Origin of the sequence: Coprococcus sp. AF21-14LB (assembly GCF_003458885.1) — a bacterium.
Lineage (GTDB): Bacteria > Bacillota > Clostridia > Lachnospirales > Lachnospiraceae > UBA9414.
The window spans coordinates 1-18,074 of record NZ_QRVX01000001.1; the positions used below are offsets into that span (position 1 = coordinate 1).

Sequence of the window (18,074 nt, forward strand, 5' to 3'; positions counted from 1 at the left end):
ATTATTCCCTCTATACACTTTATTAAGTAAAATTATTCCCTCTATACACTTTATTAAGTAAAGTGTTTTTTTATTAACATATACATTTTCCACAAAAACAACTTATTTTCTAAATTGCAAAAGAGACCAGAATATATCTGATCTCTTCTTTTGCTTTACATTGTTTGTTTTGATAAAATATAAAATTCCTTCTCAACTTGTTAGACATTAATTTCTGCTGTCATACCAAGAAGGTCTTTATTAACTTCCAGTACCGGATTAACCACTTCATTCAAGAACATTTCTACCTGTTCTTTCGCACGTCCTGTATATCTGGACGGCTCCATTGCTGCTTTCAGATCTTCAAGAGACAATTTAAATGCCGGATCTGCTGCAATTAATTCCAATAAGTTATTATCCAGACCTTTTTCTTTGACGTTCTTTCCTGCTTCCATAGACAGTTCACGAATACGCTCATGGAGTTCCTGACGGTCTCCTCCTGCTTTTACCGCATCCATCATAATATTTTCTGTCGCCATAAATGGCAGTTCTGACATCAAACGTTTCTCAATGACTTTTGGATACACAACAAGTCCATCCACAACATTCATGCAGAGATCAAGAATGCCATCAATCGCAAGAAATCCTTCCGGTACACTAAGTCGCTTATTTGCAGAATCATCCAGTGTTCTTTCAAACCACTGCGTCGCAGAAGTGATTGCCGGATTCAATGCATCGATCATAACATATCTCGCCAAAGATGCAATACGTTCGCTGCGCATTGGGTTTCTCTTATATGCCATAGCAGATGATCCAATCTGTGTTTTTTCAAAAGGTTCTTCTACTTCCTTCAAATGCTGAAGAAGTCGGATATCATTCGACATTTTATGCGCGCTCGCTGCAATTCCAGCCAAAACATTCAATACTCTCGTATCCACTTTTCGTGAATAAGTCTGTCCGGATACCGGATAGCAGTTTGCAAATCCCATCTTCTTCGCAATCATCGAATCAACCTGATTGATTTTTTCTTCATCTCCATCAAACAATTCCTTAAAGCTCGCCTGTGTTCCCGTTGTTCCTTTGGAGCCAAGCAGTTTTAAGCTTCCAAGCACATATTCCAAATCTTCCAGATCCATAAGGAATTCCTGCAGCCAGAGCGTAGCACGTTTTCCAACGGTTGTCGGCTGTGCCGGCTGAAAATGTGTGAATGCCAATGTCGGCTGTGCTTTATATTCATCCGCAAACTTAGCCAATTCTGAAATCACATTGATTAATTTGCTTTTTACAAGCTTCAAAGCTTCTGCCATGATGATAATATCCGTATTATCCCCTACATAGCAAGATGTTGCTCCAAGATGAATGATTCCCTTTGCTTTCGGGCATTGCTGTCCATAAGCATATACATGAGACATAACATCATGACGCACAATTTTCTCTCGTTCTTTTGCCACATCATAGTTAATGTCTTCCGCATGGGCCTTTAATTCTTCAATCTGCTCTTCCGTAATTGGCAGTCCCAGCTCTTTCTCTGTTTCTGCAAGTGCGATCCATAATCTTCTCCATGTTCGAAACTTCATATCCGGTGAAAAAATATACTGCATCTGCGGACTTGCATAACGTTCTGATAGTGGGCTCTGATATCTATTATGACTCAATTATTCTTCCTCCTGTTTTGGAATCTCCATTGGATAGTTTCCTGTAAAGCATGCATCACAGAAACAGATATCTCCAACTGTCTCCTGCAGCTTCTCAATTTTCATATAACCAAGAGAATCTGCACCGATCAACTCACGAATTTCTTCCTGCGTATGTGTATGAGCAATCAGATCTTTATTGGACGGCACATCTGTACCGAAATAACAAGGATATAAAAACGGTGGTGAGCTGATTCTTACATGTACTTCCTTTGCCCCTGCTGCTTTTAACATCTTGATGATATTGGCACATGTTGTACCTCGCACAATAGAATCATCTACCATAACGATCCGTTTCCCTCGTACAACCTCTTCAATTACATTCAGTTTAATCTTTACACTGGATTCTCTCTGACTTTGTTTTGGTTTAATAAATGTTCTTCCAACATAACTATTCTTATGGAAAGCAATACCATACGGAATTCCGGAACCTTCTGCATATCCTTTCGCAGCTGCGATTCCTGAATCCGGCACACCGACAACAAGGTCTGCTTCCACCGGATAGCATTCTGCAAGTGCCTTTCCGGCAAGAATTCGAGAATGATACACATTCATTCCATCAATCGTACTATCTGGTCTCGCAAAGTAAATGTATTCGAAAATACATCTCGCCTGTTTTTCCTTCGGAATTGCCATTGTTTTATCTGAAGACAATTCTCCATTCATAATCGTCACAATCTCTCCCGGTTCTACATCTCGGACAAAATCTGCTCCGATTGCAGAAAGGGCACAGCTTTCTGACGCCAAATAATACGCATTTCCTCTTTTGCCAATGCAAAGTGGTTTCAATCCGTACGGATCACGTACACCGATCATTTTACGCGGGCTGGCAATGATCAGCGCATAAGCTCCCTGCATCTTGCCCATTGCATGTGCAACAGCCTCTTCCGCTGTCTTTGCATGAAGACGTTCACGCGCGATGTGATATGCAATCACTTCTGAATCATTGCTTGTCTGGAAAATTGCTCCTGTATATTCCAACTCATGTTTCAGCTGAGCTGCATTAACAAGACTTCCATTGTAAGAAATTGCCAGCGTTCCTTTTACATAATTAATTACAAGCGGCTGGGCATTCGCCACATTGGAACCCTTATCCGCCGAATACTGTACATGACCTACGCCAAGATTACCGCATAACTCATCCAGCATCTCCTCTTGAAACACTTCGCTGACAAGCCCCATGCCTTTTTTCGTCTGTACTCCACAAACTCCTTTTGTATCTGTCACTGCAATCCCACAAGACTGCTGTCCGCGATGCTGCAGCGCAAACAATGCATAATAGATCGAAGATGAAACATCCTCTCCATCAAAATCATACGCTCCGAATACACCACATTCTTCATGTAATCCGGAATCTGCTGTCTCATATTTCTTTTCTCTTCGCATCAATAACTCCTTACTGAATTCCGATTCGTTTAAATACTTCCTGGTAAGCATCTTCTACATTACCAAGATCTCTTCTGAAACGGTCTTTATCAAGCTTCTCATGTGTCTTCACATCCCAAAGTCTGCATGTATCCGGAGAAACTTCATCAGCAAGAATAATCTGTCCATGATAGCGTCCAAATTCAATCTTGAAGTCAATCAGTTCAATTCCTGCTGCAAGGAAGAATTCTTTCAGAACATCATTTACTTTAAATGCATATTCTGTAATCTTATCGATCTCCTCCTGTGTTGCAGCTCCAATTGCTTTTGCAAAATAGCTGTTAATGAGCGGATCACCCAGCTCGTCATCTTTATAACTGAATTCCAGTGTCGGGCAGAGAAGCTTTGTTCCTTCTTCGATTCCAAGTCTCTTAGAGAAGCTTCCTGCTGCTACATTACGTATGATTACTTCAAGAGGAACGATCTCTACTTTCTTAACAGCCGTCTCACGGTCACTCAGTTCTTCTACAAGATGTGTCGGAACTCCTTTTTCTTCCAGAACTTTGAAAATGTAGTTTGTCATACGGTTGTTGACAACACCTTTTCCAACGATCGTACCTTTTTTCTCACCGTTGAAAGCTGTCGCATCATCTTTGTAATCAACAATTACGATATCCGGATCCTCTGTTGCAAATACTTTCTTTGCTTTTCCTTCGTAAAGCTGTTCTAATTTTTTCATACGTGTCCACCAGTTCCTTTCGCTTTTCATTCATTTGTTTATGATATCGCAGTACACATTTTATGCCCCGCTTACGATTCGATTATAATACAAGGCAGGCGGAAAATCAACATATCCGCCTGCCTTGTCTACGCTTTACTTATTATTTATTTTCAAATACTTATATTAGTTTTTCTTATATATTGTACATACTTTATAAGTTCTCTTTCATATCACATGTTTTTCCGGTACTTTTCACGCCATTTTTCCAGAAGCTGCTCAGAATCATCTACTTGAATCTTTTCAGCCAGCGCTTCTGACATTTCACGAAGTTCCCGGTCAATCCCAATATAAACAGTACTCTTTCCGAGAAGCTGCTGATACGCCTCCGTTGTCATATAATTCTTACAACAGTAAATATAGGATATGAGCATGCTTTCTTCTTCGCAGATCTGAAATGCATTTTCATACATGCGTGCAGCTTCTTCATACAGAAACAGCTTCCCATAAGCTGCGCCGAGACATCCGTATACATTACCATAAAAGGTTCCATCCACCGATTCATCCGTTTCTCCATAAACAATGGATTGATACACTAATATTGCCTCTCGGACTTCACCACTTGCAAGGAGATTGTCACCCATATATTTTTTTCGTTCAATCTCTTTTTGATTTTTTAATTTTTCAAGTACATTCTGGATTTGAAGTATTTCGGACTTTGTATAAATACCGGAATGTTTCAAAATTGTCAAAACAAACTGTTCTACTGCTCCATGCCGTTTGATCGCGCTTTTCAATGTATACGCCATATCTTTCATATCAAGTTCTTCTTCAATCCAGTCACAAAGCTGTTCGTTCATCACTGTATAATCGATCAGATACAGGTTATTGGAAATATAGTAGCAGAGTTCTTCCAACGTATAAATCCTTCTGTGTATCCTTGTGATCTCGTATGGCTGAGATGCTTTCTTACTGTGACAAAGAATTAAACTGCCCATTGCTTCCTCCTAACCGGATCAGTTTCTCCGCAGCAAATCCCGCCGCCGGAAAGAACTCGCCCAATCCCATATCTTCTACTATAACTTTCAGGGTTCTGTCATCCTGAAACAGCATTTTCATCTGTACCCGCACGGTATAAGGCTGATTCACAGAAAGACCGTCAAGAGATATCTCTTCAATACGACTCTCTCCGGACGCCAGCGAATCAATTCGTATTTCAATCGCCTCTCCATCCGTCAAAAGTGCTTCTAACTGGCAATCAGATTCATACCAGTGCGCTCCCCAGTTTACAACCGGCTGCCAGACATCTCCTCCTCTTCTTCGAACTTTCAAAGAAATCTGCTCTGTCATTTTTGTATCATCCAGGTATACCGGCCCTTCTTCAAACTCCATTCCGCGCCTGTATGCCGCATAACACGCTCCTTTACTGTAAAGGTTATTTCCCTGAAATGCACGCCGGCCGTTACAGATAACTTTCAGAGAACTCGGATACCAGTTTTGATCAAATCCTTCTCCTGTCAAATAGACAGAAGAAATCAGCCTCTTCTCAAACACCCCCTGAACAAAAGTACGAAATCTGGCATCTGCTTCTGCTGCTTTCTCCTCATCTGTCATCGGAAACACTGCTTTTAATTCTTCCATCCGAATATTTGCTACCTCTTCCACTGTAACAAACGGATCTCTCCCTTTATCAAATGCTGTTTTTAACTTCTTCAGCATAAATGCCCGGATTTCTTTCCGATTGCAGTACAGCAATGCGGATTCATACTGCCACAGCTCTTTTGGCTGATAAAACATATAATAGCAAAAGCTTTCTTTGTAATCCTGCACATAAATATTTTTTCTCTCAATTCCTATCCGCTGGGCAATACCTTTCAGCATCTGAACAATGTCTTCATTTACTTTCGGTAACGTAAACACGATCACACTGATATCCTCAAAACTCTTCAGTGACATTTCGATAAATCTGGCAAGAAGCCATACCGCTTCATATGTCTGATCCTCATATGTAATTTTTTCCTGAGCCATTGCTTTATTCCAAAGATCATCTACAGTATATCCCTCTTTAACAACAGCAAGCCTTCTCGCCCGCTTTCCGTAAAACCATATATGATCATGATAACCGATCACCAGCGGAATCTGATAATTATCTACTGCCACTTCCAGGGTAGCCGGCTCTCTCTCTGCCTCATCAAAATAGCTGATCTGACAGCCATATTCATTTAAATCGTAGCCTATCATCATACCTTTCATCGAACTGTATTTCCCCTTCTCTTGATTAATATACCTGGAACAATTTATCTGCCAGCGCGTCTTCAAGCGCATACGACTGCATTGCTTCTTTCCTCTTTTCTTGAGGCAGAAGCGAGATTTCATTTAATTTCCCATATTTGCCTGCATGCGCCCATTTTCGTTTCACATAAGAACGCTTCTCCGTTGTTGTACTTCCATCTGCAGCAGTTTCCCGGAAATAATACCGAAGTCTTTCATCTTTATATAAAGTAAACTCTTTTACATAAACATTTTCATAAGTCGGAATCAGAATCTCTGCTTCAAAGCCAACGCCTTCCTGCTCATCTCTTACGATCTGATAATGAAGCTTCACTCTGCTGTCTGCATGTTTCGCCTTATACTGAATCAGTATCTTATCAAATAACTGAACTTCCCGAAGCCAGGCTTCCGGATATGTCAGATAGAATGGGAATACAAGTCCTTTCATACGCATTTCCCGAAGCCATCCGAAGAGCTTTTCTTCCCGTCCCGCCAGATTTTCTCCCGAATAGCGCTTCAAAAGCGCAATCTTGCAAATATCTGCCAGTTCCTCTTCTGCGCCATATTCATCTTCCATAATCTGGAACACACATTGATTTACCATTCGATCCCGCAGCACATATTCCCGGCTGACAAATGCCAGGTACGCCTGCTTAATCCTGAAATAAGGAACTCCATCATAGTAGTCCTGAAAGATCTTCTCTTCGTGATACATTGCTTCTGAAAACAGCATCTGAGTTATAATCCGTTCTGCCAGTTTCTTTGTATTCACTTCATACTGCTTTGCTGCATACCAGAGGTCTTTCATATGTTCTGTCGGTCCGCAATAGAAATTCGCCAGATATGTCAATGTCACTTTATCGTACTGTCCTAATTCAAACAGTGTATAGCAGAGATAACTCAGAAAATCATCTTCTTCGTAATTCTCTTCCCGGATTCGTTTACTGCAGATACAGAAGACGTTTTCTTCTTCATATTGCTCCATTCCGTATTTGCGAAGGTTTTCAAATGAAAGTTCTCTTCCTTTGCGCTCTCTTCCTTCAACCTGAGTCGTATCATTGTAATGACGGCTCAACTCCAGGAATTTCTGTTCGTAAAACAAACGTATACTCTCAAACGGAATAGAATCCGCATAATGCCAGCCATTTTGTCCTTCCCAAACAATTCTGGAATCTTTTTGTTTTAAAAAAACAATTGCACCATCTTCCCGGTCATAGGCTGTCCGCTGACTAATTGTTCCATCTGCCTCCAGCACAAGCACATATTTCATTCCCGGCTGAGTTGTTGTCACAAGATACGCATGGCAAATATCATAAAGCGCTTCCATTCGCTTTGGCGTCATGCCTTCTTCCGTAAAAAATCTCCGATAAATAATCCTTAATTCTTCACTGATCCTTCTTTTCTCCAACTGGTTCCATGCAAATGCTTCGATGCGCTCTCGATAACTTTCATAAACAGAACTATCTTCCGGTTCGTAAGTAATGATATTCGCATATAAAAGAGCCGCCTTCCTGTCATTCAGTGTGTTGCCATGCAGAAAATAAAGGTAGATTGTACGCGGTAACTTTCCACTTACTCTTTTCTCTTCCAGGCTAAACATATAATATTCATAAAGCTGTGCAATCTTCAATCCCTCTTCAATAGCCTTTTCAAACCAAATATGATAGCAGCTCTCCATATGCTGGCCTTTGATCAATTGGACACAGATCGCCTGCAAAATAGCAGGTATATGATACTTCTTATAGCATTTTACCAATAACCGATACAGGCTTTCGTCAAAATTCTTCTTCTGACATGCTAACTCCGCTGTCTGAACTGCCATCTCTTCGCCGCAGATCTGATATTTTACCGCAAAATTAACAACCTGGATTTCAAATGTGTTAAGCTGTTTTAAGCAGTCCGGACGCTCTTTTAAATACCGAAACGCCTGAAGATAAAAGATAAGGCTGTGCGCTCCATTTTCAAACTGCCTCTCCATCATCCGTATCTTAGCAGACGTATTTTCATAGACGCTATCGGTTTCGAGCAACATCATAGCAATACGCCAGTTATGCGGAAATTTGGTGTGGAGCCTTCGCATCTCTTCTGTTACTTTACGTCTTTGTTCCTCTTCCGGATTCAGTAGCAGCATCAAATACAAATAATAAAGCGCTCTCTCCGGAGTATGTCCAAGATCTGACTTCTTATAGTTGTAATGCTCCAGAAGCCATCTCGCTTCTTCTCTCTTCTCGCCAATCAGATACACATGGGCCAGCATCAATTGATAGATTTCCTGTTCCGGCGCCAGTTCTCTTAATTTCTGAAAACTATTTACCGCCTCTTCTGCCCAGATACTTTTCTCCATGCGTCCTGCCTCAACACCGAGATAGCCTTTCAGTGTCTGCGCCAGAATAAACTCTTCTTCCCGCTCTTTTCTTGGATTCAATAAAGCCTGATGCACTGTAATCTCACAGCAGATTTCTTCATACGGTGTATCCACATAAATCCGCCCATAATTATAGCCCTGGTGAAGCCCATCCTCCTCTATGATATACGGAAGGCTGCATTGATTCCCAACAAAATCATCTATTACAATCTGACTGCGCGCAACTTTCAAAAACTTCCCTTCTACGCGCACATAAGCTGTCAGATGTCCCCATGTATTTTTCTCCAGATGGATCTCGTCTTTTGTCGCTTCTAATATATTTTCAAATTCACGTTCTTCTTCCTGAAAAGACAGAAAAATCCGTTCTTTCTGCTTCGTACCAACAAGAAATTCTTCCAACGCCTGCTCGCTCAAAGACCATTTGCGCATATTATCATACAGAGAATAAATCCATTTTTCCTCATATTTCAGTACATCATAAAACGCTCTGGAGCGAAACAAACGATGTGCTTCTCCGAAATCCTGATAAGCAAGTTCCCGAAATTCTTTCAATGACTGTACTTTTCCACAGGATGTCATGACAAACGGCTTCTCTACTATAGCTGTAAAGGTAAGTTCATACTCGCCTCCATTCGTCACAACAGTAAATGTTCCCCGTTCTACAAATCCCGGTTCCAATCCTCGTCCATCATAGGTAAAATGAACTTCTACAGAAGCCCCTTCAAAACCTGATTCCACACAATTGATACGAAAAGAGGATGGATATACCAGCCCTCTGATATCTCCATCCAGACGGTTTTCTATACGGAAGCTGCCCTGATATATCTCTCCTTCTCCAATCAGAAGTTCCAAATGTGTCTGTGGGAAATATATTTCCGGCCGCGAAATCTGAAAGTTTCCTTTTGCAAATTGTTTAATCTTATTCTTCAAGATGCCACCTACTTTACATGTTGCTGTTTACAAACTTTTATAAATACGATTATAACATTATTTCATTTCAGTTAGCAATACACTATCCAAGATTTTTCTGCCATCCTTATTTCTCTAAATCTAACATGCTGCAATTTGCACCGATTTAGCCACAATCACACATAGTTCCTAAAACGCTGTCATAAGAATAGATTAACAAAAGATCTCAACTTAGGAGGATCTATGTCAGAAACATCTCAAAAAGAACGACTTTTCGCTGCTTCAGAGGCTTATCCACCAATTTGTGCTGCCGGAGAAAATCGCGCTTATGCCCGTGCCATGCTTGACAACGTGGGCGGACTCCGCTCTGAAATGAACGCTGTCAGCATCTATTTCTATAACAGTCTTATAGTCGCAGATAAGTGCGATGCAGCAGAAGCTTTCCATAAGATCAGCATCGTGGAAATGCATCATCTTCACATCTTTGCCACGCTCGCCAAACAGCTCGGTGAAGTACCTCGCCTTTGGGGATTTCAAGCTGCCGCCGTGTCTACTGGTCTCCATGCTACAACAAGTACACTTCTGAATTAAAGCCAATGCTCTTACAAGCAATCGAAAACGAACAGCAGACGATAAAAAAGTACGAATCACAACGCCAGTGCATTTATGACGAAAATATTCGTGCAAATCTCTCCCGCATTATCCTTGATGAAGAACTTCATATTTCTATTTACGAAACACTTTATCGAAAATATTTCTGTTAACAAAAACCAGAAAGGCAAAGCATCTGCACGCGCCTTTCTGGTTTTTCTAATCTCAGTATCTAATTATATTTCCAGTAGATCGTCAACTTATTTGCTCTTACGTCTTCTCGATAATAATAATGAATCTGGTTTAGACCATACCACCTTCCCAGATACTGCGCCTGTGCCTCCAGAAGGCCTCCAAACAAAATCTGTCTCGCCTCCTCATACACTGCATCGTCTCGAAATTTCATTACTACTTTATCTTCTTTTTCTTCTATGGAGCTTTGGAGTATCCGTTCCAACAGCTCTGCATCTGCCATTTCATAATACATTCCATTCCGCTTATAATAATCATAAGTATCTGCTGTACAGGCCGGATATGGAATATCACTTTCAAGTGTATGTGTTTTCAAAAGTTCGTCGTCAGAGCAGCAGAGATAATCGTATGTAATTTCATTTCCTATTGTCTCCAAAGCATTTTCCTCCTGAAGAAATACCGGATCTCCCCACGTTGTATCTACATAATAATATTCTCCGTCACATTTCACAAGATTCCATGCATGCGCTTCTCCGGTATAAACTTCACCGGTTACATAAGTACAGAAGATACCAAGCCGGTTCAGCAAATATTGGGTCGCCCTTGCGTATCCTGCACAAACGGATTCATGTCCTACAAAAACACTGTAAATATTCTGGTTCTCCGGTGCATCTACACGGTACTCTACCGAATTAATAATCTTCTCATAAACCTGTTTGATTTTTTCATATTCCGAAAGTTCCGGGGCAATTTGCGCCAACCAAATCTCTGATTCTGTGTCAATCTCCACTTTTCTCCGCGCTCTCTCCTCCCCCGAACAAGTATATCCGGGCATAATAACTGAATAGGTTTCCGGCACCGTATATGATGTCGTTCTCGAACTGCCATCACACCAGAAAAATTCCGGATGATCCATATAAACATATTGATATACACGATTTCCCTGATCAGGATTTGACAAATGCACATATATCTCATCTCTTCCGGCTTCTAATCCCGCTAAAATCTCTCTATATGCCTTTTGCTCATTCTCTTTCAGTAAGGAGTAATAGAAATAATTTTCTGCTTCTTCATTGCCGATGACTCTCTCCAGAAACGGAAGTGTCATCTCGCTGTTGGCTGGAATTGTTTTCTTCCATAAGATTTGAATTGCCAAAACCCCAGCCAGCAAACTAATCATCAGCAGAATCACTATCAACATTATTTTCTTTATAATCCTGCGCCGTTTCCTTTGTTTTAGCATCTCATCCTCCTTTTACATTCTCTATTATATGATATCGGCAAATGACTTACAACCAAATATTCATATACCTTTTTTTCCCACATATACTATATTGAAAAAGTAGCTTATGAGGTATTTTATGTATTTACACGCTGCCGAAGCTTCCTCTTTTGGAAAGCTGCAACTTCAAGTCACATCCGAAATCGATACGATTCCAATTACAGATGCAACCATAACTATTTCCTATACAGGAATTCCGGAAACACCGCTTGAAACACTTACCACGAATTCTTCCGGACAAACAGAAATCATTGATCTTCCCACTCCTCCGGTAGAATATAGTCTTGATCCCTCCATTTTTGAACAGCCATATTCCGAATACACTTTCGATATCACTGCTCCCGGCTATGAACCTGTTAATATTTCCGGCGCAGAACTATTAGCGACGTAACTGCGCTTCAACAGGTATCTATGCGCCCACTTACGCCAGAAAATGCCACTCCGGAGATCTTCAATATTCCTGCCCATACGCTCTATGCGGAATATCCACCCAAAATTCCTGAAGCTGAAATTAAGCCGGTCAACGAATCCGGTGAAATCGTGTTAAGCCGGGTTGTAATTCCTGAATTCATCGTTGTACATGACGGTTCTCCACGGGACAACACTGCAAAAAACTACTACGTTAAATATAAAGACTATATCAAAAATGTAGCATCCAGTGAAATCTACGCCACCTGGCCGACAAATACCATACGGGCAAACGTATTAGCTATCATGTCCTTTACATTGAATCGTGTTTACACAGAATGGTACCGAAATCAAGGATACGATTTTACCATTACTTCCTCTACCGCTTTCGACCACAAATGGATTCACAATCGCAATATTTATGACTCCATTTCCCTCGTTGTAGATGAGCTTTTTGCCGACTATCTTTCCCGACCAAACGTAAAACAGCCAATTCTTACACAATATTGTGACGGCAGACAAGTACAATGTCCGAATTGGATGACACAGTGGGGATCTAAAGAACTGGGAGATCAGGGTTATTCTGCTATTGACATTCTCCGCTCCTTCTACGGCGAAGATATGTACATCAATTCTGCCCAGGAAATCTCCGGAATTCCTTCTTCCTGGCCTGGATATGTTCTTCAAATCGGAAGTTCCGGAGAAAAAGTGCGCCAGATGCAGCAGCAGTTAAATGTCATTGCAGGTGCATACCCGGCCATTCCTAAGATTGATGCTGACGGTATTTTCGGACCACGCACTTCAGAAAGTGTACGAATTTTCCAGGGTGTGTTCGGACTTCCTAAAACAGGAACCGTTGACTATCGCACATGGTATAAAATTTCTGAAATCTATGTTGGCGTATCAAGAATTGCTGAACTCCAATAGGTTTTTATTTTACCCCAATCCTTGACAAAGAACTTTTTTATTTTTTGTTCAAAACTGCAGATTTAAAAAACACCGCGAAACGCCTCCGTCTGAAGGCATTTCGCGGTGTTAAGCAGATGCTCCATATTGCTTTATGCAATAAAAACACGCTGTCTTTTTTAATTATTTCCAGTTTACAATTTTTTCAAAATCCGGCTTGAGCGCTGCTCCTCCTACAAGTCCACCGTCAATATCCGGCTGTGCAAACAATTCCGGTGCACTTGCTGCTGAAACACTTCCGCCATACTGAATACGGATTGCTTCTGCTGTTGCTTCATCATAAATCTCTGCAATACATGCACGGATTGCCGCACATACTTCCTGCGCCTGTTCTGTTGTAGCAACTTTTCCTGTTCCAATTGCCCAGATTGGCTCGTAAGCGATCACTGCTGTTTTTGCCTGATCTGCTGTGACATCTAAAAATGCAATTTTAATCTGCTGACGGATGAAATCAATTGTAACACCCTGTTCTCTCTGTGTTAATGTCTCTCCACAACAAACAATCGGTGTAATACCATGTTCGAAAGCTTTTTTCACTTTCTTATTTACAGTTTCATCTGTCTCTGCAAAGTATTCTCGTCTCTCAGAATGTCCGATGATAACATATTTCACCCCTACATCTGTCAGCATTGCCGGAGAGATTTCTCCTGTGAATGCACCTTTTTCTTCAAAATACATATTTTCTGCTCCGATTGCAATGTTGCTTCCCTTTGCAGCTTCCATTGCCGGAATAATGTCAATTGCAGGTACACAGAAAACAACATCTGCTTCTTCTGTTGCTACAAGAGGTTTTAATGTATTTACTAATTCAACTGCTTCGCTTGGAGTCATATTCATCTTCCAGTTACCAGCAATAATTTTTCTTCTTGCCATGATCTTTGCTCTCCTTATTTATTTATCATTTGCCGCTGCAACACCTGGTAATTCTTTTCCTTCCAGGAATTCCAAAGATGCGCCGCCGCCTGTAGAGATATGTGTCATCTTATCACCAAATCCAAGCTGGTTAACTGCTGCTGCAGAATCTCCGCCGCCGATAATCGTAGTAGCGTCTGTTTCTGCCAATGCTTTTGCAACTGCAATCGTTCCTTTTGCAAGTGTCGGGTTTTCAAATACACCCATCGGTCCATTCCAAACAACTGTTTTTGCTGATTTTACTGCATCTGCATATAACTCGGCAGTCTTCGCACCGATGTCCATACCTTCCATATCAGCCGGGATTTCATCTACAGATACAACAGATACTTCAATCTCTGCATCGATTGGATTTGGGAAGTCTGCTGCAATTGTTGTATCCACCGGAAGAAGTAATTTCTTTCCTAACTTCTCTGCTTTTTCCATCATTTCTTTGCAATAATCAATCTTGGAATCATCAACAAGTGATTTACCGATTTCTTTTCCCTGTGCTTTTAAGAATGTGTAAGCCATACCACCGCCGATAATTAATGTATCACATTTTTCAAGAAGGTTAGAAATAACATTTAATTTATCTGCAACTTTCGCTCCGCCGAGAATTGCAACAAACGGACGAACCGGATTCTCAACTGCATTTCCGAGGAAGTCGATCTCTTTCTGCATTAAGTATCCTACTACTGCGGTATCAACGTACTCTGTTACACCTACGTTGGAGCAATGTGCTCTGTGAGCTGTACCGAATGCATCATTTACAAATACTTCGCACAGAGATGCGAGTTCCTTGCTGAACGCTTCTCCGTTCTTTGTCTCTTCTGCACGATAACGTGTATTTTCTAATAATACAACTTCGCCGTCTTTCATAGCTTCTACCGCTGCTTTTGCGTTTAGTCCCACTACTTCAGGATCTGCAGCGAATTTTACTTCCTGTCCTAATAATTCAGAAAGTCTTACCGCAACTGGTGCAAGAGATAATTCCGGTTTCGGTTCTCCTTTCGGTTTGCCGAGGTGAGAACAGAGAATTACTCTGCCTCCGTCTGCGATTAACTTCTTAATAGTAGGAAGTGCAGCAACCAAACGGTTCTCATCTGTGATTTTTCCTTCTTTTAACGGCACATTAAAGTCACATCTTACGAGAACTTTTTTGCCTTTTACATTAATATCATCTACTGATTTTTTATTAAGCATCTGAAAATGCCTCCTTTTCATTGATAAAAGGGCCCGGTCCTTAAAAGACCGGACCCTCATGCGTTGCTTCACAACGACACTTTAGAAATCCTTATGAACTGAGATTCTTAGATTTCTCCAGAAATGATTTTACCGAAGTATTTGATTGTTCTTACCATCTGGCTTGTGTAAGAGTTTTCGTTGTCATACCAAGAAACAACCTGAACTTCTGTTGTTCCGTTGTCTAATGGGCAAACCATTGTCTGAGTAGCATCAAATAAAGAACCATATGTCATTCCAACGATATCGCTTGATACGATTTCATCTTCGTTATATCCGTAAGATTCATTTGCTGCTGCTTTCATAGCTGCGTTGATCTCTTCTTTTGTTACATTTCCTTCAACAACTGCTGTTAAGATTGTTGTAGAACCTGTAGGTGTTGGTACACGCTGAGCAGAACCGATTAATTTTCCATTTAATTCCGGAATAACAAGACCGATTGCTTTTGCAGCACCTGTGCTGTTCGGAACGATATTTACTGCTGCTGCACGAGACCTTCTCAAATCACCTTTTCTCTGTGGTCCGTCAAGTGTCATCTGATCTCCTGTGTAAGCATGGATTGTGCACATGATACCAGATTTGATCGGTGCAAGATCATTTAATGCTTTTGCCATTGGTGCAAGGCAGTTTGTTGTACAAGAAGCTGCAGAAATGATGTCATCTTCTTTTGTTAATGATTCATGGTTTACATTGTAAACGATTGTAGGAAGATCGTTTCCAGCCGGTGCAGAAATAATAACTTTCTTAGCTCCTGCTTTGATATGAGCTTCTGCTTTTGCTTTAGATGTGTAGAATCCTGTACACTCTAAAACAACATCTACGCCGATTTCTCCCCATGGAAGTTCAGCAGCATCTGCTTTCGCATAAATTTTGATTTCTTTTCCATCAACTGTGATAGAATCTTCTCCAGCTTCTACTTTATCGCAAAGAGCGTATCTTCCCTGTGTTGAGTCATATTTTAATAAGTGAGCAAGCATCTTAGGAGATGTTAAGTCGTTGATTGCAACGATTTCAAATCCTTCTGCTCCGAACATCTGTCTGAATGCAAGACGTCCAATACGTCCAAATCCATTAATAGCTACTTTTACTGCCATGTTTAATTCCTCCTAAAGTCATATAGAATTTTTGATTTAACAGTTGTTTGCCTGTCTGTTGTGATTTTAATAACATTGTTAAAGAATCATCAACCTAAAAATATTGTACAAAATAATGTGCAAAAAATCAAGCCTTACTTCTTAGTTTTTCCAAAACTTCCACCTTAACTGCATATTCTTCCTGTATTTTTGTCAAATTGACAAAAATTCCGGCTTCCGCTCGCGAAATACTGTGTAATACCGAAAGCCTGCTGTATTTAAAATCTCTTTCACTTTGTTAAAATCGTAAGCGAGATGCTCCGGGCGATGCCCATCGGAACCAACAGTAATAATCTCTCCGCCAAGCTCTCGGTAACGTTTTAAAATCTCCGGCTTCGGATGGGCAAATCCAAGCCCATACTTAAACCCGGCAGTATTAAGCTCGATTCCCTTCCCTTTCATGATTACTGTTTTTAAAATCTCATCAAGAATATCCTTGTACATACTATAATGATAATGTGTTGCCTGTTCTTTTCCATAACGCACGACATAATCAATATGTCCAAGCACATCGAAATCATCAATATTTTGAACATCGACCAGCATTTCTTCAAAAGCTTCCCGGTAGCGTTCTTCATCTGATTTCATGGAATTCTCTCTCTCAAAATATGGATCAATCCCACCAAACACATGAGCTGAACCAATTACAAAATCAAAGGGATATTTTCCTGTCATCTCGTGGTAAAATGCTCCAAGATGAGGCTGTAAGCCGATCTCCACTCCGATTCGTACATCAATCTCCTCGCGATAGCTTTCTCTTAACTCGGAAAGTGTGTGGAAATATCTTTCCAGATCAAATCGAAATGAATGTGCTGCTTCATCCAGACCGTTTTCTTTGGCTGGATAATCTTCGTCATAATGATCGGTAATACAGATCATTTTCAGCCCTTTCCTTATAGCTGCTTCAATCTGCAGTTTTGGTGTGATTGCCGGATCTGTATCACTGGAAAAATTTGTATGCATATGAAAATCTGTTTTCATCTACTTATCACCTATGATCGTTCCTCCGCCGAGTACATATTCTCCATCATAAAATACAACTGCCTGCCCCGGCGTGACTGCTCTTTGCCTTTCTTCAAATGTGCAGAGGACTTCATCTTCCCCTGTCATTCTTATTGTACACCAGGCGCCCTTATGATTGTATCTGATTTTTGCAAACCCGCATTTCCCCTTCTAATTTTTCAATGCTCATAAAATTCAGCCTGTTTGCCCGCACATCATACGTCATAGCCTCTTCATTGCTGCCAATCACAACTTCATTTGTTTCCGGACGGATTTCGAGAACAAACACCGGATAGCCAAGCGCCAATCCAAGTCCTTTTCTCTGTCCCACCGTATAATGAATGATTCCTTTATGTCTTCCAAGTATTTTTCCGTCTGTTGTCACAAAATTTCCTTCCGGCGGAAGCGTTCCCTGTTCCTTCTCAATAAACGCTGCATAATCTCCATCCGGAACAAAACAGATGTCCTGACTGTCCGGTTTTGACGCAACATTTAACTGTATTTTTTCTGCAATCTCCCGAATTTCTTCCTTCGTATATTCTCCTACCGGCATTAACGTTCGCGACAGCTGCTCCTGTGTTAGATTGTAAAGTGCATATGTCTGATCTTTCTGCTGTGTAGCAGAACATCTGAGGGAATATCGTCCATTCGGCAATTGCTCGACTCTTGCATAGTGCCCTGTTGCAATATAATCTGCACCAATATCCAGGCTGCGTTTCAGAAGTGATTCCCATTTTACAAAACGGTTGCAGGCAATGCACGGATTTGGCGTACGTCCATGGCGGTATTCATCCACAAAATAATCGATTACATATTTTTGAAATTCTTTTTTAAAGTTCATCACATAATAAGGAATTTCAAGCTGATCTGCCACCCGTCTTGCGTCATCCACTGCAGACAGTCCGCAGCAGCCACCATTTTCTTCCTGTACTTCCTCCGGCTCCTCCTGCCAGATCTGCATTGTCACACCGATTACGTCATATCCGGCTTCTTTCAGAAGATAAGCTGCTACAGAGGAATCAACGCCGCCTGACATACCCACTACAACCTTTTTCTTTTCCAT

Annotated in this window: 13 protein-coding genes and 2 pseudogenes; 3 read left to right on the forward strand and 12 right to left on the reverse strand. The window is 41.0% G+C overall.

Annotation, left to right across the window (positions count from 1 at the left end):
* Positions 1–200: 200 nt before the first annotated feature.
* The 6 genes from purB to DWX73_RS00030 all read right to left on the reverse strand — a co-directional run bounded on the left by purB (position 201) and on the right by DWX73_RS00030 (position 9,322).
* A complete protein-coding gene (gene purB / locus DWX73_RS00005; RefSeq protein WP_118346065.1) occupies positions 201–1,634 on the reverse strand; it encodes an adenylosuccinate lyase in 1,434 nt (477 codons plus the stop codon).
* Positions 1,635–3,059 (reverse strand): amidophosphoribosyltransferase, encoded by a 1,425-nt coding sequence (gene purF / locus DWX73_RS00010; RefSeq protein ID WP_118346067.1) that lies wholly within the window; start codon positions 3,057–3,059, stop codon positions 1,635–1,637. It abuts the gene before it with no gap.
* Positions 3,060–3,069: 10 nt separating this feature from the next.
* Complete coding sequence (gene purC, locus DWX73_RS00015) at positions 3,070–3,777, reverse strand: phosphoribosylaminoimidazolesuccinocarboxamide synthase (protein ID WP_118346069.1); 708 nt, start codon at positions 3,775–3,777, stop codon at positions 3,070–3,072.
* Positions 3,778–3,989: 212 nt separating this feature from the next.
* Positions 3,990–4,754, reverse strand: coding sequence for a hypothetical protein (locus DWX73_RS00020; protein WP_118346071.1), 765 nt, complete (start codon positions 4,752–4,754; stop codon positions 3,990–3,992).
* Positions 4,726–6,009 carry a DUF5716 family protein gene (locus DWX73_RS00025; RefSeq protein WP_118346073.1) on the reverse strand — a complete coding sequence of 428 codons (1,284 nt, stop codon included), beginning with the start codon at positions 6,007–6,009 and terminating at the stop codon, positions 4,726–4,728. Before DWX73_RS00025 ends, DWX73_RS00020 begins: the two co-directional genes overlap by 29 nt.
* 25 nt (positions 6,010–6,034) lie before the next feature.
* Positions 6,035–9,322, reverse strand: coding sequence for a DUF5717 family protein (locus DWX73_RS00030; RefSeq protein WP_118346075.1), 3,288 nt, complete (start codon positions 9,320–9,322; stop codon positions 6,035–6,037).
* 222 nt (positions 9,323–9,544) lie between these two features.
* Here DWX73_RS00030 and DWX73_RS00035 point away from each other — a divergent pair, with 222 nt between their 5' ends.
* Together DWX73_RS00035 and DWX73_RS14370 are read left to right on the forward strand one after the other, a co-directional pair.
* Positions 9,545–9,892, forward strand: coding sequence for a hypothetical protein (locus DWX73_RS00035; protein WP_330413326.1), 348 nt, complete (start codon positions 9,545–9,547; stop codon positions 9,890–9,892).
* Positions 9,893–9,897: 5 nt separating this feature from the next.
* Positions 9,898–10,065 (forward strand): hypothetical protein, encoded by a 168-nt coding sequence (locus DWX73_RS14370; RefSeq protein WP_330413327.1) that lies wholly within the window; start codon positions 9,898–9,900, stop codon positions 10,063–10,065.
* A 59-nt stretch (positions 10,066–10,124) separates the two neighbouring features.
* Here the strand turns inward: DWX73_RS14370 and DWX73_RS00040 are convergent, their stop codons facing one another.
* The gene (locus DWX73_RS00040) at positions 10,125–11,327 is read right to left on the reverse strand and encodes a transglutaminase domain-containing protein (protein WP_118346076.1); all 1,203 of its coding nucleotides are present in this window, start codon (positions 11,325–11,327) and stop codon (positions 10,125–10,127) included.
* 118 nt (positions 11,328–11,445) lie between these two features.
* Here DWX73_RS00040 and DWX73_RS00045 point away from each other — a divergent pair.
* Positions 11,446–12,701: pseudogene (locus DWX73_RS00045) on the forward strand (peptidoglycan-binding domain-containing protein).
* Between the two features lie 162 nt (positions 12,702–12,863).
* On the opposite strand, the gene tpiA reads toward DWX73_RS00045, so the two are convergent.
* From tpiA to mnmA, 5 genes and pseudogenes are all read right to left on the reverse strand, one after another.
* Positions 12,864–13,613: a triose-phosphate isomerase gene (tpiA, locus tag DWX73_RS13720; protein WP_118346078.1), complete on the reverse strand. Its 750-nt coding sequence runs from the start codon at positions 13,611–13,613 to the stop codon at positions 12,864–12,866.
* An 18-nt stretch (positions 13,614–13,631) separates the two neighbouring features.
* On the reverse strand, positions 13,632–14,837 hold the full coding sequence (locus tag DWX73_RS13725) for a phosphoglycerate kinase (protein WP_118346079.1): 1,206 nt from the start codon (positions 14,835–14,837) through the stop codon (positions 13,632–13,634).
* Positions 14,838–14,944: 107 nt separating this feature from the next.
* Positions 14,945–15,970, reverse strand: coding sequence for a type I glyceraldehyde-3-phosphate dehydrogenase (gene gap / locus DWX73_RS00060; RefSeq protein WP_118346081.1), 1,026 nt, complete (start codon positions 15,968–15,970; stop codon positions 14,945–14,947).
* Between the two features lie 192 nt (positions 15,971–16,162).
* The gene (locus tag DWX73_RS00065) at positions 16,163–16,990 is read right to left on the reverse strand and encodes a histidinol-phosphatase HisJ family protein (RefSeq protein ID WP_118346083.1); all 828 of its coding nucleotides are present in this window, start codon (positions 16,988–16,990) and stop codon (positions 16,163–16,165) included.
* A pseudogene (gene mnmA / locus DWX73_RS00070) lies at positions 16,991–18,074 on the reverse strand (tRNA 2-thiouridine(34) synthase MnmA). It lies immediately after the preceding gene.